The 19,750-nt window shown below is 72.7% G+C and carries 18 protein-coding genes, 1 pseudogene and 1 riboswitch; of the genes and pseudogenes, 11 read left to right on the top strand and 8 right to left on the bottom strand.

The genetic code is table 11. The annotated features are described in order from the left end of the window. Nucleotides 1-27: 27 nt before the first annotated feature. Nucleotides 28-1,128, bottom strand: coding sequence for an amidohydrolase family protein (locus DRB89_RS30050; protein WP_112463489.1), 1,101 nt, complete (start codon nt 1,126-1,128; stop codon nt 28-30). A 183-nt stretch (nt 1,129-1,311) separates the two neighbouring features. Here DRB89_RS30050 and DRB89_RS30045 point away from each other — a divergent pair, with 183 nt between their 5' ends. Further along, on the top strand, nt 1,312-2,616 hold the full coding sequence (locus DRB89_RS30045) for a cytochrome P450 (protein ID WP_239516391.1): 1,305 nt from the start codon (nt 1,312-1,314) through the stop codon (nt 2,614-2,616). Between the two features lie 109 nt (nt 2,617-2,725). Here DRB89_RS30045 and DRB89_RS30040 read toward each other — a convergent pair whose 3' ends face one another. Then, complete coding sequence (locus DRB89_RS30040; protein ID WP_275432089.1) at nt 2,726-3,085, bottom strand: DNA-binding response regulator; 360 nt, start codon at nt 3,083-3,085, stop codon at nt 2,726-2,728. A gap of 308 nt (nt 3,086-3,393) precedes the next feature. Between DRB89_RS30040 and DRB89_RS30035 the strand changes: the two genes are divergently transcribed. From DRB89_RS30035 to DRB89_RS30025, 3 genes are read left to right on the top strand one after another with little or no spacing between them, the layout of a single operon-like run. Further along, nucleotides 3,394-4,266: a MaoC/PaaZ C-terminal domain-containing protein gene (locus tag DRB89_RS30035; protein ID WP_112451421.1), complete on the top strand. Its 873-nt coding sequence runs from the start codon at nt 3,394-3,396 to the stop codon at nt 4,264-4,266. Between the two features lie 37 nt (nt 4,267-4,303). After that, the gene (locus DRB89_RS30030; RefSeq protein WP_112451422.1) at nt 4,304-5,380 is read left to right on the top strand and encodes a Zn-dependent alcohol dehydrogenase; all 1,077 of its coding nucleotides are present in this window, start codon (nt 4,304-4,306) and stop codon (nt 5,378-5,380) included. A gap of 24 nt (nt 5,381-5,404) precedes the next feature. Beyond that, nucleotides 5,405-6,349 carry a 3-oxoacyl-ACP reductase gene (locus tag DRB89_RS30025; protein ID WP_112451423.1) on the top strand — a complete coding sequence of 315 codons (945 nt, stop codon included), beginning with the start codon at nt 5,405-5,407 and terminating at the stop codon, nt 6,347-6,349. 207 nt (nt 6,350-6,556) lie between these two features. On the opposite strand, the gene DRB89_RS30020 is transcribed toward DRB89_RS30025, so the two are convergent. From DRB89_RS30020 to DRB89_RS30005, 4 genes are all read right to left on the bottom strand, one after another. Next, nucleotides 6,557-8,077 (bottom strand): cobyric acid synthase, encoded by a 1,521-nt coding sequence (locus tag DRB89_RS30020; RefSeq protein WP_112451514.1) that lies wholly within the window; start codon nt 8,075-8,077, stop codon nt 6,557-6,559. Then, nucleotides 8,074-9,039 carry a cobalamin biosynthesis protein gene (locus DRB89_RS30015; protein WP_112463488.1) on the bottom strand — a complete coding sequence of 322 codons (966 nt, stop codon included), beginning with the start codon at nt 9,037-9,039 and terminating at the stop codon, nt 8,074-8,076. The genes DRB89_RS30020 and DRB89_RS30015 overlap by 4 nt, the downstream gene beginning before the upstream one ends. 58 nt (nt 9,040-9,097) lie before the next feature. Then, nucleotides 9,098-9,188: riboswitch (cobalamin riboswitch) on the bottom strand. A 232-nt stretch (nt 9,189-9,420) separates the two neighbouring features. Continuing rightward, a complete protein-coding gene (locus DRB89_RS30010; RefSeq protein ID WP_112451512.1) occupies nt 9,421-9,642 on the bottom strand; it encodes a hypothetical protein in 222 nt (73 codons plus the stop codon). Nucleotides 9,643-9,670: 28 nt separating this feature from the next. Beyond that, complete coding sequence (locus DRB89_RS30005; RefSeq protein WP_112451511.1) at nt 9,671-10,942, bottom strand: inorganic phosphate transporter; 1,272 nt, start codon at nt 10,940-10,942, stop codon at nt 9,671-9,673. A 388-nt stretch (nt 10,943-11,330) separates the two neighbouring features. Between DRB89_RS30005 and DRB89_RS30000 the strand changes: the two genes are divergently transcribed. Continuing rightward, entirely contained in the window at nt 11,331-12,473 is a 1,143-nt protein-coding gene (locus DRB89_RS30000) for an alpha/beta fold hydrolase (protein WP_112453926.1), read from the top strand. Nucleotides 12,474-12,758: 285 nt separating this feature from the next. Next, a complete protein-coding gene (locus DRB89_RS29995; RefSeq protein WP_112453924.1) occupies nt 12,759-14,156 on the top strand; it encodes a hypothetical protein in 1,398 nt (465 codons plus the stop codon). A 36-nt stretch (nt 14,157-14,192) separates the two neighbouring features. On the opposite strand, the gene DRB89_RS29990 is transcribed toward DRB89_RS29995, so the two are convergent. Then, nucleotides 14,193-14,588: a VOC family protein gene (locus DRB89_RS29990; protein ID WP_112453922.1), complete on the bottom strand. Its 396-nt coding sequence runs from the start codon at nt 14,586-14,588 to the stop codon at nt 14,193-14,195. A 70-nt stretch (nt 14,589-14,658) separates the two neighbouring features. After that, complete coding sequence (locus DRB89_RS29985; RefSeq protein ID WP_112451510.1) at nt 14,659-15,549, bottom strand: neutral zinc metallopeptidase; 891 nt, start codon at nt 15,547-15,549, stop codon at nt 14,659-14,661. 271 nt (nt 15,550-15,820) lie between these two features. On the opposite strand from DRB89_RS29985, the gene DRB89_RS29980 reads away from it, so the two are divergent. From DRB89_RS29980 to DRB89_RS45050, 5 genes and pseudogenes are all read left to right on the top strand, one after another. Beyond that, a complete protein-coding gene (locus DRB89_RS29980; RefSeq protein WP_112451509.1) occupies nt 15,821-17,419 on the top strand; it encodes an ABC-F family ATP-binding cassette domain-containing protein in 1,599 nt (532 codons plus the stop codon). A gap of 384 nt (nt 17,420-17,803) precedes the next feature. After that, nucleotides 17,804-18,025 (top strand): helix-turn-helix domain-containing protein, encoded by a 222-nt coding sequence (locus tag DRB89_RS29975; protein ID WP_204357858.1) that lies wholly within the window; start codon nt 17,804-17,806, stop codon nt 18,023-18,025. A 171-nt stretch (nt 18,026-18,196) separates the two neighbouring features. Beyond that, nucleotides 18,197-18,976 carry an enoyl-CoA hydratase/isomerase family protein gene (locus DRB89_RS29970; RefSeq protein WP_112463487.1) on the top strand — a complete coding sequence of 260 codons (780 nt, stop codon included), beginning with the start codon at nt 18,197-18,199 and terminating at the stop codon, nt 18,974-18,976. Between the two features lie 120 nt (nt 18,977-19,096). Continuing rightward, nucleotides 19,097-19,531, top strand: a complete 435-nt coding sequence (locus DRB89_RS29965) for an Asp23/Gls24 family envelope stress response protein (RefSeq protein WP_112452826.1) — start codon at nt 19,097-19,099, stop codon at nt 19,529-19,531. 10 nt (nt 19,532-19,541) lie between these two features. Continuing rightward, nucleotides 19,542-19,727, top strand: a pseudogene (locus tag DRB89_RS45050) (hypothetical protein); the annotation flags it as partial. Nucleotides 19,728-19,750: the final 23 nt, after the last annotated feature.

The following is a 19,750-nucleotide window of genomic DNA, read 5'->3' as shown; positions in this document are numbered from 1 at the left end:
CCGCGGGTGCGGGGCTGAAGGGTCGCCTCAAACTCCCCCAGCTACCGCTGGGAGGTGCCCCCTGGCGGGGCTGGGTTGTGCCGGGGCGGCTTCGGCCGAGGGGGCCGACAGGCCTGGCATCAGACGGAGCGCGTTGTCGCGGTTGATCGCGCGGTGGTGGGCCGGGGTGAGGGCCGGGTCCGCGGCCAGGGCCGGGAGGGCGATGTCCGTGACCATCGCCGACGGGCACGCCGGCCAGTCGCTGCCGAAGAGGAGCTGGGACGGCGGGACCGTCGCGAGGAGCGTGCCCGCCGGGGACATGGGCCCCGCCGTGTCGTAGTGGAAGCGCCGCATGTGGTCCCGGACCATCGCCGGATCGACCGGCGGGCTGAACGCCCCCGCGAAGGCCTCCACCCGCGTCGCGATGTGCGGCAGGAAGCCGCCCGCGTGCGGCAGGATCACCGACAGGTTCGGGAAGCGGTCGAGCGTCCGCTTGTGGATCATGTTCACGGCGGCCCGCGTCGTGTCCAGCAGGAAGTCGCACAGGAAGTTCGGGATGCCCGGGACGTTCGCGGCGCCGCCCGGACCGCCCGCGCCGCCCGGACCGCCCGCACCGCCCGGACCGCCCGGCGCGCCCCCCGGGAGGTTGTGCGGGTGGGTGTCCACCACCGCCGAGCGCTCGTCCAGTTCCGCGAAGAGCGGATCGTACGAGGGATCGCCCAGGTAGACCCCGCCGTAGTTCGCCGTCACGTTCACCCCGACCGCGCCGAGCTCGTCCAGGCCGTGGCGCAGCGCCCAGGACGCGACCTCGGGGTCGTCCAGGAAGAGCGGCACGTGGAACGCGAACCGGCCCGGGTGCGCGCTCACCACCTCGGTCGCCGCCCGCAGGGTCACGGTGGTGGCCTCCCGCAGCTGCGCGGAGGTCTCGTAGCGCGCCGGCAGCATCGGCTTGAGGACGGCGGTGGCGATCCCCGCCCGGTCCATCACGTCCAGCGCGGACGCGGCGTCCCAGCGCGCCCACGGCGGCAGCGCCTTCGGGTTCACCAGCCCCTGCCGTTCGGCCCACTCCAGCCACTGCGGGGCACAGAAGTGGTGGTGGACGTCGATCCTGGCGCGGCTGCCGTCGTCAGGCGGCGTGGTTTCCGGCATGGAGGCACCGTAGGGGAGCCTCGCGCGGGTCCCCGCGGGACGGGCCCGGGACCCGGCCGATCCGCTCAGGCGGGCGTACTTTCGGGCCCGAACGGGGTAATCGGAGGGTCATCGGAGTTACCGGGCCGGTGCCCCACGGGAGGAGCTCGCTGGAAGTTCGAGCCCCATGAGAGGTCTGAACACGTGACGACCGAACCCGCAGTGGCCGTGAGTGACGGCCTCCCCGTCGACGAAGCCGTCGCGGCCGTGTCCACGGGCACGCCGGAGTACCGTACGTGCCCCCATCCGGTCTACCGGTCGCTGCGCGAGCAGGCCCCCGTCTGCGAGCTGACGACCCGGCACGGCGTCCCGACGTACCTGATCACCCGGTACGACGACGCCCGGCTCGCCCTCTCCGATCCGCGCATCGGCAAGGACATGCACCAGGGCCTCGACATCTACCACGCGGTCTTCGGGAACACCTGCGACGCCCTCGACGACAACCTGCTCTTCGCCGACCCCCCTCGGCACACCCGGCTGCGGCACATCGCCCACGAGGCCTTCACCCCGCGCCACGTCAAACTGCTGCGCCCGCGCATCGAGGAGATCGCCGGCGAGCTGCTGGCGAAGTGCCCGACGGACACCCCCGTCGACCTGATGACTTCCTTCGCGCTGCCGCTGCCCGTCATGGTCATCTGCGAGCTGCTGGGCATCGTCGGCGACGAGCGCACGGACGTCCTGAAGTGGTTCGGCCAGGTGACGCGCTCCCGGTTCAGCAAGGACATGGCCGACGACCTGGCCGCCGCCGAGCACTGGCTGCGCGGCTATTTCGGCGGCCTCGTCACCCGCAAGCGCGCGGAGCCCTCGGACGACTTCCTCAGCGTGCTGATCGAGACGCAGCACGCCGAGGGCGCCCTGACCGACGACGAGCTCGTGTCGATGATGTGGGTCCTGCTCTTCGCCGGGCACAAGACCACCACCTACCAGATCGGCAACGCGGTCTTCGCCCTGCTCTCGCACCCCGACCAGCTGGCGCTCGTCAAGGAGGACCGGTCGCTGCTGCCGCAGGCGATCGAGGAGCTCGTCCGGTTCGAGGGCTCCGTGGAGACCTCCACGTTCCGCTACGCGCTGGAGGACCTGGAGATCGGGGGAGTGGCCATCCCCCGGGGCGCCCTCGTGCAGATCGCGATCACCTCGGCCAACCGCGACCCGGAGAAGTTCCCCTCGCCGGACACCCTGGACGTGACGCGGAAGGGGCTGCAGAGCACCCACCTCGGGTTCGGCCACGGGGCGCACTACTGCCTCGGCGCCCCGCTGGCCCGCATGGAGCTGGAGACCGCCCTGACGGCCCTGCTCGACCGCTTCCCCGACATGGTCCTGGCGACGCCGGCGACGGGCGAGGAGGAGTGGCTCAAGGGGCCGTTCCCGGCCTTCCGCGGGCTGGAGCGGCTCCCGGTCGCGCTGGACCCCTCGCGGACCGTCGACGACTGGACCAAGCCCAGCCCCTGAGCACCCCCCGCTCGCTCGCGCGCCCGCCCCGCCGATCCGTCCGGACCGGCGGGGCGGGCGTACGTGTGCGCTGAGGGGCCCCGAGGTGGCCTGAGGTGACCTGAAGGGCTCAGGGGGCGTCCAGCGCCGGGTCCGTCACCGACTCCCCGCGGGAGGCGCGGCGCACGGACTCCGCGAGGTCCTCGACCGGGCCGTCGCGCAGGACCAGGCCCGCCCCGCCCGCCGCGGCCACCGCCCGCGCCAGTCCGGGGTGCGCCGAGCCCGTCAGGACCAGGATCCGGCATTCCGGATCGTCCGCGAGGAGCTCGGGTACGCGCTCCACCGACTCGGTGAGCGCCACCGCCGGGCGGGCCATCGCCGAAGCGACCACCTCGATGTCCGGCTGGAGGCCCAGGAGGAGGGCCAGGGAGGGGTTCGGCGGGTCCAGGAGCACCCGCAGGGATCGGACAGGGCGCTGGGAAACGGGCATCTCGTCCACCCGCCAAGAGTAGGGGCGGGGTGTCCGGTCTCCGGGCAACACGCACCGCAAGAAGAAGAACTGACAGTTCGTCAGGAGTCTTCCCGGGAGTCTTCCCAACTGCTGGGGGGTGCGTTATACATTCCTTCACCGGCAACCTAGAACGCGTTCTAGACGAACGCGTCCCGGGCAGCCGGTCCCGCATACGACCTCGGTGCGGCCGACGGTGCGGACGGCCGCGCCGAGGTCTTCCAAAGGCCCCAGTTTTCAGAAGACGGTGTTCCGAAGACGGTGTTTCCAAGACAGGGAGCAGCACGCCCATGCCGATCGATGCCGCCAAGGCCCTCGCCGCAGAACCCCGCCAGGGGAACATCGCCTGGGACCACAAGGACATCCAGCTCTACCACCTCGGACTCGGCGCAGGGACCTCCCCGAACAACCCCGGGGCAGCCACCGACCCCGACGAGCTGCGCTACACCCTGGAGTCCAAGCTCCACGTGCTGCCCAGCTTCGCGACGGTCGCCGGCGCCGGCATGGCCATGATGGGCGGCCTCGCGGCCCCCGGCATCGAGGTCAACCTCGCCATGGTCCTGCACGGCGGACAGTCCATCGAGCTGCACCGGCCCATCCCCGTCAAGGGCGAGGCCACCTCCTCCGCGAAGGTCGCCGCCGTCTACGACAAGGGCAAGGCGGCCGTGGTCGTCCTGCGCACCGAGGTCGCGGACGCCGACGGGCCGCTGTGGACCTCCGACGCGCAGATCTTCGTACGCGGTGAAGGCGGCTTCGGCGGCGACCGCGGCCCCTCCGTGAAGACCGAGCAGCCCGAGCGGGCGCCCGACCGGACCGAGGAGCGGAAGATCCGCGAGGAGCAGGCGCTGCTGTACCGCCTCTCCGGTGACTGGAACCCGCTGCACGCCGACCCGGAGTTCGCCAAGCTGGCCGGCTTCGACCAGCCGATCCTGCACGGCCTGTGCTCGTACGGGATGACCCTGAAGACCGTGGTCGACACCCTCCTCGACGGGGACGTCTCCCGCGTCCGCGCCTACCGCACGCGCTTCGCCGGGATCGTCTTCCCCGGCGAGACCCTGCGCATCCGGATGTGGCAGGAGCCCGGCCGCGTCCTCGTCACGGTGACCGCCGCCGACCGCGACGACGCCCCGGTCCTCGCCGACACCGTCGTCGAACACGCCTAATCCGTCAGACAGCCAGGCAGACAGAAGGAGCCGCACCGTGCGCGCAGCACTCCAGAGCGAGATAGGCCAGGACAAGCTCGAGGTCGTCGAGGACATGGAGGCCGTGGGATTCGGCCCCGGCAAGGTCAAGATCCGCATCAAGGCCACCGGCCTGTGCCACTCCGACCTCTCCGCGATGAGCGGGGTCCTGCCGCAGCCCGCCCCCTTCATCCCGGGCCACGAGGGCTCCGGCGTCATCACCGACGTCGGCGACGGCGTCACCAGCCACAAGATCGGTGACCGGGTCCTGGTCTGCTGGCTGCCGCCGTGCGGCCACTGTCCCTCCTGCCGGCGCGGCCAGGGCCACCTGTGCCTGGAGGCCTTCGGCAACGTCGCCACCCCCAACTTCCAGCGCGGCGCCAACAGCATCTTCGGCTTCGCCGGAACCGGCACCTTCGCCGAGGAGATGGTCGTCCCGGCGGGCTGCGCCGTACCGATCCCCGACGACGTGCCCTTCGACATCGCCGCCCTGATCGGCTGCGGCGTGACCACCGGCCTGGGAGCCGCCATCAACACCGCCAAGGTGGAGGCCGGCTCCTCGGTCGCCGTCATCGGCTGCGGCGGCGTCGGCATCTCCGTCATCCAGGGCGCCAAGGTCCAGGGCGCGGCCCAGATCATCGCCGTGGACCCGGTCGCCTCCCGGCGCGAGGCCGCGCTGCGCTTCGGCGCCACCGAGGCGGTCTCCCCGGAGGCCTTCGCCGACGCCAAGAACCGGATCACCGCGGGCGAGGGCTTCGACTACGTCTTCGAGGTGGTCGGCAAGTCCCAGACCACGCAGACCGCGTACGAGATGACCCGCCGCGGCGGCTCCGTCGTCGTGGTCGGCGCCGGCGCGCTCGACGACAACTACTCGATCAACATGTTCTCCCTCTTCTTCGACGAGAAGAAGATCCTGCCGTCCATGTACGGCGGCGGGGACGTGCTCCGCTCCTACGAGCGCACGATCGGGCTGTGGCGGGCCGGCCGGGTGGACCTGGCGGGCCTGATCACGCACCGCGTGCAGCTCGCCGAGATCAACGACGCGCTCGACCAGATGCGCACGGGCGTCGCCCTGCGCACCTGCATCGAACTCTGACCCGTTTCGAGAGGAACCGTACGGATGTCACTGCCACTTGAGGGACTCTCCGCCATCGTCACCGGGGCCGGCCGGGGCCTGGGCCGGGCCGAGGCGATCGAGCTCGCCCGGCTCGGTGCGAGCGTGGTCGTCAACGACTTCGGCCAGGCCGGCCGCGACGGCTCCGGGGAGGCTTCGGCCGCCCCGGCGGAGGAGGTCGCCGCGGAGATCCGCGCGGCCGGCGGGCAGGCGGTGGCGCACCTCGGCGACGTGGCCGACTTCGAGCAGGCGCGCGAGCTGGTCGAGCTGGCGGTGAACAGCTTCGGCAAGCTCGACATCCTGGTCAACAACGCGGGCATCCTGCGCGACCGGATGGTCTTCTCGATGTCGGAGGCGGAGTGGGACTCGGTCATCCGGGTCCACCTCAAGGGCCACTTCAACACCACCCATTTCGCCTCCGTGCACTGGCGCGAGCGCTCCAAGGCGGCGGGCGGCCCGGTCTACGGCCGGATCGTCAACACCTCCTCGGAGGCCTTCCTCGGCGGTTCGGCGGGCCAGCCCAACTACGCGGCGGCCAAGGGCGGCATCGTGGGCCTGACCACCTCGACCGCCCTGGCGCTCGGCAAGTACGGGGTCACGGCCAACGCCATCTGCCCGCGGGCCCGTACCCGGATGACGGAGGACGTCTTCGCGGGCTTCCAGGTCCCGGAGGAGGGCAAGCTCGACGCGCTCGCCCCCGAGCACGTCGCCCCGCTGGTCGGCTACCTGGCCTCCCCGGCCTCGGCGAAGGCCAACGGGCAGCTGTTCGTCGTCCACGGCGGCATCGTGGTCGTGATGGAGCGCCCCAAGGTGGCGGCGAAGTTCGACACCGCCAAGGAGTCCTTCTCCTACGAGGAGCTCGACGGGCTCCTCACCGCGCACTACGAGTCCCGCCCCGCGGGCGAGACCTTCGCGGCCACCGAGGTGCTGGGCCTCAAGCACGACGGCTGACCGGCAGCGGGCGGCACGGTGGGGCGGCGGGTCCTGGGACCCGCCGCCCCACCCGTGTTCCCGGGCGGCCGTTCCCGGGCGGTCAGCCCAGCGGGGCCTGCTGGAGGGGGACGCGGGGCCCCCTGGGGCTCCGCCCCGAACCCCGCGCCTCGAGCGCCGGCGGGGCTGGACATCGGGTCGGGGACGGCCCCCGCGGGGACGGGGGCGTCACGGGGCGCCCGGAGGGAGGAAGGGGAGGCCCGAGGGGGCTCCGGTCTCGATCAGGCGGAGCAGGGCGTCCGTGTCCGCGTGCTCCTCGACCAGGTCGCCGAGCAGGTCCAGCTGCTCCTCCCGCAGGGTGGCGAAGGAGGTGTCCGGCGCGGGCACGAACCGGCGGCCGGCCGCGGCGGCGACCTCGCGCAGGAACGCCCGGCGGAAGCCGTCCGACTCCAGCGAGCCGTGCCAGTGCGTGCCCCACACCGAACCGACCCGGCACCCGTCCAGGAAGGGGGTCCCGCCCAGGACCTCGGCGACCCCGTGGTGGATCTCGTACCCCTCCACGGGCTCGCCCAGCGCCGAGCCGACCGGCCGCGCCAGGGTCTTCTCCCGCTCGAAGCGCACGCGTACGGGCAGCAGGCCGAGCCCCGGCACGGAGCCGGCCTTCGACTCGACCTCGTCCTCGATGTGCTCGCCGAGCACCTGGAACCCGCCGCAGATGCCCAGCACCGGCCGCCCCTCCGCGGCCCGCCGGGCCAGCGCGTCCGCCAGCCCGCGCTCGCGCAGCCAGGCGAGGGCCTTCACCGTGCCCCGGGTGCCCGGCACGACGACGAGGTCCGCGTCGACCAGTTCCTCGGCGCGGTCCACGAACCGCACGACCACTCCCGGCTCCGCCGCGAGCGCGTCGACGTCCGTGAAGTTCGACATCAGCGGCACCGCGCACACCGCGACCCGCAGCACGTCCTCGCCCACGGGCGGGGCGACCACGGATTCCCGTACCGCGCCCCGCAGAGAGACCCGCAGGCCGTCCTCCTCGTCGATGCCCAGCCCGTGCTGGAAGGGCAGCACCCCGTACGTCGCCCGCCCGGTCAGGCCCCGCAGCATCTCCATGCCCGGTTCCAGCAGGGTGACGTCGCCGCGGAACTTGTTGACCATGTACCCCGCGATCAGCGACTGGTCCTCGGGCGACAGCAGCGCGGTCGTGCCGAAGAACGACGCGAAGACCCCGCCGCGGTCGATGTCGCCGACCACGACCACAGGGAACCGCGCGGCCCGCGCGATGCCCATGTTCACGATGTCGGTCCGGCGCAGGTTGATCTCGGCCGGGCTGCCCGCCCCCTCGCAGATCACGGCGTCATACGTGCCCCGCAACTGCTCCAGGCAGTCCGTGACGATGCCGAGCAGCTGCTCCTGGCGCCCCCCGTGGTAGCCGCGGGCGCTCATCTCGCCCACCGGCTTGCCCAGCAGCACCACCTGGCTGCTGCGGTCGCTGCCGGGCTTGAGCAGTACCGGGTTCATCAGCGCGGTCGGCTCCACGCGGGCGGCCTGGGCCTGCATGGCCTGCGCGCGCCCGATCTCGGCGCCCTCCCTCGTCACGAAGGAGTTCAGCGACATGTTCTGCGCCTTGAAGGGGGCCACCTTCACCCCGCTGCGCGCCAGCCAGCGGCAGATGCCCGCCGTGACCACGCTCTTGCCCGCGTCGGACGTCGTACCGGCGACGAGGAGCCCCCCGCCGCGCTTCGCGCCGCTCATGCGCGCCCCTTTCCTGTACGGGAGATGCCGGCGGCCAGGGTCCGGGCGGCCACACAGGCCCCCAGCGCCACCCACGTCACCTGGCGCGACAGCCGCACCGCGCGTTCGATGTCCGCGACCTCCACGGGCCGCCCGGTCCCGCCGTTCAGCACGGCCCGGTGTTCTACCCGGCCCGCGTACGCCAGGGTCCCGCCCAGCCGTACGCCGAGCGCCCCGGCGAAGGAGGACTCCACGGGCCCGGCGTTCGGGCTCGGGTGCTTGGCCGCGTCCGCGCGCCAGGCCCGTACGGCTCCCCGCCGGTCGGGACCGGCCAGGACGGCGGCCAGCGCCGTCAGCCGGGCGCCCGGCCAGCCCGCGACGTCGTCGAGCCGGGCCGAGGCCCAGCCGTAGCGCAGGTGGCGGGGCGACTTGTGGCCGACCATCGCGTCCAGGGTGTTCACGGCGCGGAAGGCCAGCAGCCCGGGGACGCCGGCGACGGCGCCCCACACCAGGGCCCCGACCACCGCGTCGGAGGTGTTCTCGGCGACCGACTCGACGACCGCGCGGGCCATCTGCTGCTCGTCCAGGGCCTGCGGGTCGCGTCCGCACAGGTGGGGCAGCCGGGCCCGGGCCGCCTCGGTGTTCCCGGCGGCGAGCGCGCCGCCGATGGCGCGGGCCTCCCGGCCCAGCGAGGTGCCGCCCACGACGGCCCAGGTGGCGGCGGCGGTGAGGGCGACGCGGGCGGCGGCGGGCCGGGAGCGCACGGCGCGGGCGCCCAGCGCGCCGATCGCGGCCGCGCCCCCGGCGCACACCAGGGTGTGCAGGGCGCCCCGCGCGCGGTCGTCGCGCCACAGGGCGCGTTCGACCGCGGCGGCGGCTCGTCCGAAGGCGGCCACGGGATGCCCTCGGCGCGGATCCCCGAGGATCCGGTCGCCGATCAGGCCGGCCGTGGCGCCGTACGCGAAGACGCGGTCGGCACGCATGGTGGCAGGTATGTCCTCACTCAGGGTCCGCGCCCTGGTTCGACGTGTCCGGCGGCGAGAGTTCCTGGCTCCCGGTCGCGCTCGGCCCGAGGCCCGAGTGCTCCGGTGACAGTGGCGGGACCGCGCCGGATTCGCACCGGACTTCCTCTCCATGCCGCCGTGATGGCTCGGGCAGTCCACCACGCAGCGCGAATGCCCGTCAACTCGCCGTTGACCTGCGGCGGGGCGGCGGGGGAAGCGGCGCCGGGCACGTGAAAGCTCCCCCCGGGACGAACCCGGAGGGAGCCTTCACACGAACCTTGACGTGAACCTTCACACGAACCTGCACACGTACCTGACCACGAACCCGCACACCGGCCTTCGCAGGCCGTGCCCGGTGCCTCAGGCGACGATCAGGTAGATCCCGTAGGCCACGGCCGCCGCGCAGAGCGCGAAGCAGGCGTACGCACCGCTGCGGGCCAGGGTGGCGGCGCCTCCCTGCTCGGTGGCGGCCTCGTGCTTGGAGAGCCCCATCAGACCCAGGGTGAACAGGGTCACGAGGGCGACGGTGGCGGAGAGGCTGACTCCGAAGACGGAGCCGAGTGCTTCCCAGTCGATCTTCATACCGCTGAATCCTCTGTCGTTCTCGGGGTCAGAGCGCCGCGGCCGGGGCCGCGGGGGTCGTCGTCGCGGCCGGGATGGTGGCCTTGAGTTCCTCGTCCGTCACCGCGGCGGTGCTGCCGGCGGTGGCGGCGGCGGTCGGCGGGACGGTGACCGCCGCGATCGCGGTGGTGACGACGCCCGCCTCCTCGGCGCCGGCGGGCGACACCTCGTTGACGTTGGTGTGGTCGACGACCTGGCGGCGGGAGATGAACCAGATGGCGACGCAGGAGCCGACCAGGAAGACCGTGACGGCGGCGACGCCGATGTCCCCGGCCCGCATGACCAGCTCGGCACCGGCCGCGACCAGCGCGGCGGCCGGCAGGGTCAGGCCCCAGGCCATGAACATCCGGGAGGCGGTGGACCAGCGGACCACGCCGCCCTTGCGCCCCAGACCCGAGCCCATGACGGCGCCGGAGCAGGCGTGGGTGGTGGAGAGGGAGAAGCCGAGCGAGGAGGAGGCCAGGATGACGCTGGCGGCCGAGGTCTGGGCGGCGAAGCCCTGCTGCGGCTGCAGGTCGGTCAGGCCGCTGCCCATGGTGCGGATGATGCGCCAGCCGCCCAGGTAGGTGCCCATCGCGATGGCCAGGCCGGCGGAGACGATGACCCACACCGGCGGGTTGGAGCCGGGGGCGATGGCGCCGCCGGCGACGAGCGCCAGGGTGATGATGCCCATCGTCTTCTGCGCGTCGTTGGTGCCGTGCGCGAGCGAGACGAGACCGGCGGAAGCGATCTGCCCGGAGCGGTAGCCCTTGGCCGAGGTCTTCTCGCCCATGCCCTTGCCGACCTTGTACGTGACCTTCGTGGCCAGGTACGCGGCCATGCCGGCGACGAGCGGAGCGGCGATCGCGGGGATCAGCACCTTGGTGACGACGACGCTGCCGTTGACCGCTCCCATGCCGGCGGAGGCGACCGCTGCGCCGATCAGGCCGCCCATCAGGGCGTGGGAGGAACTGGAGGGCAGTCCGACCAGCCAGGTGACGAGGTTCCAGAGGATCGCGCCGACCAGTGCGGCGAAGATGACCTCCGGCTGGATGCCTTCCTCGTTGACGAGTCCCTTGGAGATCGTCTTGGCGACCTCCACGGACATGAACGCGCCGACGAGGTTGAGCACGGCGGACATGGCCACCGCGGTCTTGGGCTTGAGGGCGCCGGTCGAGATGGTGGTGGCCATCGCGTTGGCCGTGTCGTGAAAACCGTTCGTGAAATCGAACACGAGAGCGGTGATGATCACGATCCCGAGGAGAAGCGTTATGTGCTCCATTTACCCAGGCTTCTGTTTGACGTCAGTGGTTCGTGGACCGTAGGCAACCTGGATGAACGGAAGGTGAACTGGCAGGGGCGGCGCGGTGTATCACTCCGACACCGGATCGGGACCTTCGTCCCGGTATCGGAGTTGATATGTCGATTAACGCATGTCACGGCAGGGTGCCCGCACTCCCGCCGGTGGGACTTCCGGTACGCCGCCCCGTGCGGGCGGGGCTCCGGAAGAGACCCAGATCACGCCCCCGGGCCGTCCCGAGGGGCTCCGGCCCGGCCGCCTCCGGATCGTCGCGCGCGGATGCGCGGGGAGCGGCCGGCGCCGCGCGCGTCCTCGGCCGGAACGATCTCCTCCGGTGGCCCGCCGCCGCATCCGCCTCGACACTGGAGCGGTGCGCACCGCTACAGCGACGGCAGCGGCCGTCACCACGACCTTGCTCGGCGCCGGCGCGGCAGCCCTCACCGCCGCCGCCCTGGCGGGCCGCTGCGCCGCCGACGCGGCCCTGCGGACCGAGCCGGGCCGCCCGCTCCCCGGCAGCCCCCTGCTCAGCGTCCACTCCACCGCCGCCGGACGGGTCGAGCTGACCCGCTCCCTGACCTCCCTGCGCCCCGGCACCTACGGGCTCACCGGGCCCGGGGTGCACGCCGTGGTCGGGCCCGTCCTCCCGGACGCTCCGCACGGGCCCGACACCGTGGTGCGCCGGCTCGTCGCCGTCACCCACGGCAGCCTCGACCCCGGCACCCGCGTCACCCTCACCCCCCAGGTCCACCTGGGGAACCCCGGCTCCGCCCTCGGGCTGGACCACGCCGACGTGGACGTCCCCGGCGAGCTCGGGGCACTGCCCGCCTGGTTCGTCCCCGCGGCCCGGGACACCTGGGTGATCACCGTCCACGGGCTCGGCGCCACCCGGGAGCACCCGATGGTGGTCATGCCCTTCCTCCACCGCCACCGGCTGCCCGTCCTGGACCTCGCCTACCGCGGAGACCTCGGCGCCCCCGCCTCCCCGGACGGCCTCGGCCACCTCGGCGAGTCCGAATGGCGCGACCTCGACGCGGCCATCCGCTACGCCCTGCGCTACGGAGCCCGCCGCGTCGTCCTGCACGGCTGGTCCACCGGCGCCACCATGGCCCTGCACGCGGCCGAGCGCTCGGCGCTGGCCTCTCGGATCGCCGGGCTGGTCCTCGACTCGCCCGTGCTGGACTGGCACGCCACCCTGCGCGCGCTGGCCGCCGCGCGCCGCACCCCGGCCCCGCTGCTCCCCTTCGCCGTCAAGGCCGCGGAGGGGCGCGCGGGCCTGCGCGCCGACCGCCGGGCCCCGGGCGCGGATCCGGCCGCGCTGAAGATCCCCGTGCTGGTCTTCCACGGCCCCGACGACGCGCTCGCCCCCTGGGAGCCCTCCCGCCGGCTCGCCGCCGCCCGCCCCGACCTGGTGACCCTGCGGACCGTTCCCGGAGCCGCGCACGGGGCGATGTGGAACGCCGACCCGGCCGGATACGAGGAGGCCCTGCGCCGCTTCCTGACCCCTCTCATGTAGGGCGCCGTACGCGCACCGGGTGACGGACCGTCCGGCAACCGCCCGGCAACCGCCCGGCAACGTCCGTCAAACGACCGGAGCGGGTGGGTCGCAGGGGGCGTGATGGGTGGTTTGTTGCGGTCTGTCCACCCGGCCTCTTGTGGCAATGGCCGGTTCCGTTTGGGCTTTCGGCCGGTGACGGGCGAGACTGCTCACGTGACGTCCCGAAAGCCTGATGAGCAGTTGGCTCGCGACTCCAGACTCCGCCTCGTCTCACCGCGGTCCGTTGTCACGGCCCGCAAGGCGGTGACCGACCGGCGAACCCGGACCACCCCCAGGCCTCCGGCGGGTACCCCCGCCACGGCCGACCTCGCGAACAGGGCCCGCGCCTCGCTCGCCGACGCCGTACGGCTCGCCCGCTGGGCCGAGCTCAACCTCGGCGCCGGAGACGGCGGCAGGCCCGCCCCGACGGGCGCACTGCCCGCCGACGACGTCGAACGCGCCGCCGCACAGCTGCGCCTGACGCCGGGCCAGATCCGGGTCGGCTGGGACCGCGCCCGGCTCTCGGGGCTGGTCGAGGTGCACGGCGGCCATGCCCGCCCCGGCTGGCGCCTGCGCGCCTGGGACCGGGACGACACCGCCGTGCTGCGCGGCTGGGTCGCCCTCTTCGACGCCTGGTCGCTGGTCCACCCCGCCCCCGCCGACATCGCCCCCGCGGCCGTCGCCGAGGTCGTCGAGGCCATGCCCCAGCTGCTCTCCCTGCTCCAGCTCTCGGCCGGTCCCGTGACCGTCCCCGACCTGCTGGACCTGCTCGGGCAGCGTGTCGACGAACTGCGCGACGAGCGGTGCGAAGTCCCGTACGAGGCCACCGCGAACCCGGCGGCCGCCGGCGGGGCCGATCCGGGGCAGGCCGACCCCGCGCCGGCCGACTCCGTGCCTGCCGACTCCGTGCCTGCCGACCCCGCGCCGGCCGCGCCCCCCGTGCCGCTCGCCCGGCTGCTGCGCTGGGCGCTCGGCGGACTCGCCGCCGTCGACGCCGTCACCCTCGGCCCCGCCCGGGCCGCGCTCACCCCGCTCGGGAGCTGGGCCGTCTGGGTCAAGCTGGAGCAGATCTGCGTCGCCGCGCAGAGCCCGGCCGGGAACATCGAGCAGTCCGCCGCCGCCATGCTCCACGGCTGCGCCCGGCTCACCCCGGGCCCGGCCCGCGCCGAGTACCAGGCCTGGCTGGCCGCCCGGCCCGTCGGCCACGCCGTCTCCGAGCTGCTGCACGCGGCCCGCGGCGAGGACGCCCTGCTGCGCGGGCTCGCCTTCGAGGCGCTGCGCGTGGTGGGGGCCCCCGCCGAGCCCGACGTCCGCGCGGCCACCCGCGAGCCGACGCTGCGCCCCTACGCCCTGCTCTGGCTCGCCGTGCACGACGGCGTCGACCCCGACGAGGCGCAGGACGTGCTCACCGCCGAGGAGCAGACCTGGCTCTGGGTGGACACGGCGGCGGCCATCGCCGACCACGGCGAGGCCGACCTGCTCGCCCGCCACCTCGACTCGGCCGTGCGGACCACGGTCCCGCGGCTGCTGGACGAGGTCCGGGCGGTCGGCCATCCCCGCACCGTGCAGGTGCTGGTCGCGCTGGCGGCCGCGCACCCCGACCCGGCCCTGGCCAAAGCCGTCCGCCGGGCCGCCTTCCAGGTGCACACCGGCGGCGCGTAGCGCCCGGGGGAGACGTACGGGCGTGCGCGCCGCGGGTCAGACCTGCGGCGCGTACGTACCGAAGCTCCACACGTTGCCCCCGGCGTCACGGGCCATGTAGTCCCGCGAGCCGTAGTCCTGGTCGGCCGGCTCCATCAGGATCTCCACGCCGTGCTCGACGGCCCGCCGGTGGTGGGCGTCCACGTCGTCGACGACGACGTAGACCCCGGCCGGGCCCGCCGCCTCCATGGCCTTGTCGAAGGCGCCGCCGCGGCCCTTGCTGCCGAGCATGACCATGCCGTTCCCGTAGGACAGCTCCGCGTGCGTCACGGACCCGTCCTCCCCTTCGTACGCCGCGACCTGGGTGAAGCCGAAGGCCTCGGTCAGCTGCTGGATGGCGGCCTTGGCGTCGGTGTAGAGCAGTGTCGGACAGATGGACGGAACGCCTGCCATGGCGATCACTCCCTCGTGAGCCGTGCGTGGACGGAGATCCGCGTCACAGCATGGCAGGCGCCGGGGGAAGTCAGCGGAAGGTGTTGCACTGGGCCATGTCGCCCGTGCGGTAGCCCTGGTAGAACCACTGCTGGCGCTGCTCGGCGCTGCCGTGCGTCCAGGACTCCGGGGTCACCCGGCCCTGGAACTTCTCCTGGATCCGGTCGTCGCCCACCGCGGCGGCCGCGTCCAGGCCGTCCTTGATGTCCTGGTCGGTCAGGCTGGTGATCAGCGGCTTGCCGGTGGACTCGTCCGGGGTCTTCGTCGCGTTGTGCGCCCACACCCCGGCGTAGCAGTCGGCCTGCAGCTCGACGCGTACGGCGTTGCTGTTCGCGCCCTGCCGGCCGTCCTGGGCCTTCTGCAGGGTGCCCGTCAGGTTCTGGATGTGGTGCCCGTACTCGTGGGCCACCACGTACGCCTGGGCGAAGGGGCCGCCGCTCGCGCCGAACTTGGTGCGCAGCTCGTTGAAGAAGCCGAGGTCCAGATAGACCTGCCGGTCGCCGGGGCAGTAGAACGGGCCGACCGCGGAGGTGGCCGCGCCGCAGGCGGTGCCCACCTTCCCGGTGAAGAACACGGTCTGGGCCGGGCTGTACTGGGCGCCGCGGCGGGCGAACTCCTGCTTCCAGAAGTCCTGGGTGCTGTTGATCACCGCCACCAGCCGGCAGTCCTCGCGCGCGTTCGCGTCCTGCCCGGTCTTGCAGGTCTGCTGCACCTGGGCCGCGGAATTCGAGCTCGACGCGGGCTCCGGACTTCCGTCGGACAGGCCCAGCTGCTCGGGACCCACCCCGAAGAGCAGGCCCATGACGAGGGCGATGAAACCCACGATGCCGCCGCCGATCGTGGCCCGCCCGCCCGGGATGCGGCTGCCGCGCACATCCTTGACCTCGGAAGTGTCCAGATTGGCGTTGTCGTCGAACTGCATCCCGCACCGCCCTCCAATCGTGAGGCAAGGGGGCTCGTGTCCGCGTCCGCCCCTGCGGCGAGTATCAACCCGTTCATCCTGATACGCCCTTCGGCCGGGCGGCGCGGCCCCTGGGCCGAACGGGGGACACGGGGCGGGGCGGACGGCCCGGAAAGTAGTTGCGCAGCCCCGGTAGAATGACTCCCATGGCAAATCTCCTCGCGGATTAGCGGCGTCGAAGCATCGCGTCCTGCCCCCCTTCCGCCGTCCCGACCCGCCCTGGAGTATTTCCGTGATCACCGCCACCGGCATCGAGCTGCGCGCCGGCGCCCGCATCCTCATCGAGAACGCTTCCTTCCGCATCGCCAAGGGCGACCGGATCGGCCTCGTCGGCCGCAACGGAGCCGGCAAGACCACCCTCACCAAGTGCCTCGCGGGCGAGGGAACGCCGGCCGGCGGCAGCATCGCCCGCTCGGGCGAGGTCGGCTACCTCCCGCAGGACCCCCGCACCGGCGACCTCGACGTCCTGGCCAGCGACCGGATCCTCTCCGCGCGCGGCCTCGACGTCCTGCTCAAGAAGATGCGGATGAACGAGGAGCGCATCTCCTCCGGCGCCGGCGCCACCCGCGAGAAGGCGCTGCGCCAGTACGAGCGCCAGGAGACCGAGTTCCTCACCAAGGGCGGTTACGCCGCCGAGTCCGAGGCCGCGACCATCTCGGCCGCCCTCGGCCTGCCCGACCGGGTGCTCGGCCAGCCGCTGCACACCCTCTCCGGCGGTCAGCGCCGCCGCGTCGAGCTCGCCCGGATCCTCTTCTCGGACGCCGACACCCTGCTCCTCGACGAGCCGACCAACCACCTCGACGCCGACTCGATCGTGTGGCTGCGCGACTACCTGAAGAACTACCGCGGCGGCTTCATCGTGATCTCCCACGACGTCGACCTGGTCGAGACGGTCGTCAACAAGGTCTTCTACCTGGACGCCAACCGCGCCCAGATCGACGTCTACAACATGGGCTGGAAGCTCTACCAGCAGCAGCGCGAGGCCGACGAGAAGCGCCGCAAGCGCGAGCGCCAGAACGCGGAGAAGAAGGCCGCGGCGCTGAACTCGCAGGCCGACAAGATGCGCGCCAAGGCCACCAAGACGGTCGCCGCGCAGAACATGGCCAAGCGCGCCGACCGGCTGCTCGCCGGCCTGGACGCCGTCCGGGTCTCCGACAAGGTCGCCAAGCTGCGCTTCCCGGACCCGGCGCCCTGCGGCAAGACCCCGCTGACCGCCGAGGGCCTGTCGAAGTCCTACGGCTCGCTGGAGATCTTCACCGACGTCGACCTGGCCATCGACAAGGGCTCCCGCGTCGTCATCCTCGGCCTCAACGGCGCCGGCAAGACCACGCTGCTGCGCCTGCTCTCGGGCACCGAGAAGCCCGACACCGGCACGGTCGTCCCCGGCCACGGCCTCAAGCTCGGCTACTACGCCCAGGAGCACGAGACCCTGGACCCGGAGCGGAGCGTCCTGGAGAACATGCGCTCCTCGGCGCCGGACCTGGACCTGGTCGCCGTACGCAAGACGCTCGGCTCCTTCCTCTTCTCCGGCGACGACGTGGACAAGCCGGCCGGCGTCCTGTCCGGCGGCGAGAAGACCCGCCTCGCCCTGGCCACCCTGGTCGTCTCCTCGGCGAACGTGCTGCTGCTCGACGAGCCCACGAACAACCTCGACCCGGCGAGCCGCGAGGAGATCCTGGGCGCGCTGCGGACGTACAAGGGCGCCGTCATCCTCGTCACGCACGACGAGGGCGCCGTCGAGGCGCTGGAGCCGGAGCGGATCATCTTGCTCCCGGACGGCGTCGAGGACCTGTGGGGCCCGGACTACCGGGACCTCGTGTCGCTCGCCTGAGCCGCTCGGGACTCCGCTCGTCTCCCGCTTCCCCGTCCGCGCCGGGGTGATCCAGTTCCTTATGGATCATTCGGCTCAGGCGTGATCCATCATCTGAGTGAGACGGTCTCGTACCGCCCCGCGCTCGACAACGGCCCCGGCCGCACCCTCACGGATGCGAGACCGGGGTCTTTTGTTTTCCCGGTCCGGCCCCTGACCTGGTGATTCATCCGGAGGGCGCAGAAATGTGACGGAGGTCATGCAGCGGAAGAGAAGATTCCGTTCTGCTCGTGTGTCCACCGCGCGAGAAATGCCGTCGTACCGACCTTGCTGAATGGGTGGCCAGGAAGGCGGGGAGGGGTGATCATGAGAAGTCCAGAGCGCACTTCCCATGAGGAGGCACGGGTGGCCGAAACTCTGAAGAAGGGCAGCCGGGTAACCGGCGCCGCGCGCGACAAGCTCGCGGCAGACCTGAAGAAGCAGTACGACTCCGGTGCGAGTATCCGGGCGCTGGCCGAATCTACCGGCCGGTCCTACGGATTCGTCCATCGGATGCTCAGCGAGTCCGGAGTCACGCTGCGTGGTCGCGGTGGCGCGACGCGCGGCAAGAAGGCGGCTACGGCCTGACCATCGGTTCCGTTTGGTTCCAAGGGTTTTTCCGTATTCAGCTTCACGGTTCCAGCTCCACCGTCCTTCGGTGACCCCCGGTCGGCTCCATGGCCGGCCGGGTGGTTACTGTGCAGTCACTTAGGCCGAGATCACGGCCGACCGACCGCACAACCCACCGGAGGCATACAGATGGCTCTGCTCGACAAGGACGGCGTACGGCTCACCGTCGACGAGACGGTCGCCACGGTGACATTGACCAATCCGGCCAAGCGAAACGCTCAATCCCCCGCGCTCTGGCGGGCGTTGACGGAGGCCGGACGGTCGTTGCCGGGCACCGTCCGGGTCGTCGTGCTGCGCGGCGAAGGCAAGTCCTTCTCCGCAGGGCTCGACCGGCAGGCATTCACCCCCGAAGGCTTCGAGGGCGAGCCGTCCTTCCTTGACCTGGCGCGCGGTTCGCAGGAACTGCTCGACTCCACCATCGCCGAGTACCAGGAGGCATTCACCTGGTGGCGGCGCAACGACATCATCTCCGTGGCCGCGGTTCAGGGGCACGCGATCGGTGCCGGATTCCAGCTTGCCCTCGCGTGCGATCTGCGCGTCGTCGCGGACGACGTGCAGTTCGCCATGCGCGAGACCGGGCTGGGCCTGGTCCCCGACCTCGGGGGCACCCAGCCGCTGACCTCGCTGGTCGGCTATGCCCGCGCGCTCGAGATCTGCGCGACGGGCCGCTTCGTGCACGCCGAGGAGGCCGAGCGGGTGGGTCTCGCGAACCTGGTCGTCCCGGCCGGGGAACTCGACGCGGCGGTCCAGGACCTCACCACGGCGCTGCTGGCTCCGCCGCGGGACGCGGTGATCCAGGTCAAGGCGCTGCTCCGGGACGCGGGCTCGCGCACGTACGACGACCCGCGCGCGGCGGAGCGCGCGGCCCAGGCCCGCCGCCTCCGCGACCTGGCAGGCCTCTCGGACTAGGCGCATCCCCGCCGGGGCTCGGTCGGGTGGGTGACGGGGCCGCGTGGGGGCGGGAGCCGCGCGGTGGGGCGGTCGCCGCCTTACCGTGGTCGGGAGCCCACCCGCGCGAAGGGACCCGACATGACCGAATCCGCTTCCGGCGGCGCCGCCGCCAAGCCTCCCGGCGACCGGGGCCGGACGAGCATCGCCGACGGGGTGGTCGAGAAGATCGCCGGCCTGGCCGCCCGCGAGGTCGTCGGAGTCCACGCCATGGGCAGTGGCAGCGGCCTGTCCCGTACCTTCGGCGCCGTCCGCGACCGCGTCCCCGGCGGGTCCAAGTCCGCCGTCAGCCGGGGCGTGAAGGCGGAGGTCGGCGAGGTGCAGACCGCCCTCGATCTGGAGATCGTCGTGGACTACGGCGTGTCGATCCGCGACGTCGCCCGGGCCGTCCGTGAGAACGTCGTCTCGGCGGTGGAGCGGATGACCGGCCTGGAGGTCGTCGAGGTCAACATCGCGGTCAGCGACGTGAAGCTGCCCGACGAGGACGACGAGGAGCCGGAGTCCCGACTGCAGTAGAGGAGCCCGCATGAGCATGGCGGTCGTCGGCCTGGTGGCCGGCATGGCACTGGGGTTCGCCGGCTACTTCGGCGGATTCGGGGCCTTCCTGCTGGTGGCGGCGCTCGGCGCCATCGGCTTCGTCGTCGGGCGGTTCCTCGACGGAGACCTGGAACCCGGCGACTTCTTCCGCCCCCGGGATCGCGACCGCCCCCGCCCTCGCCCTTATACACACCTGAC

Source organism: Streptomyces sp. ICC4 (assembly GCF_003287915.1).
GTDB lineage: Bacteria > Actinomycetota > Actinomycetes > Streptomycetales > Streptomycetaceae > Streptomyces > Streptomyces tritrimontium.
Note: the sequence above shows the minus strand (reverse complement) of the source record. Positions and strands in the feature narration are given on the sequence as shown.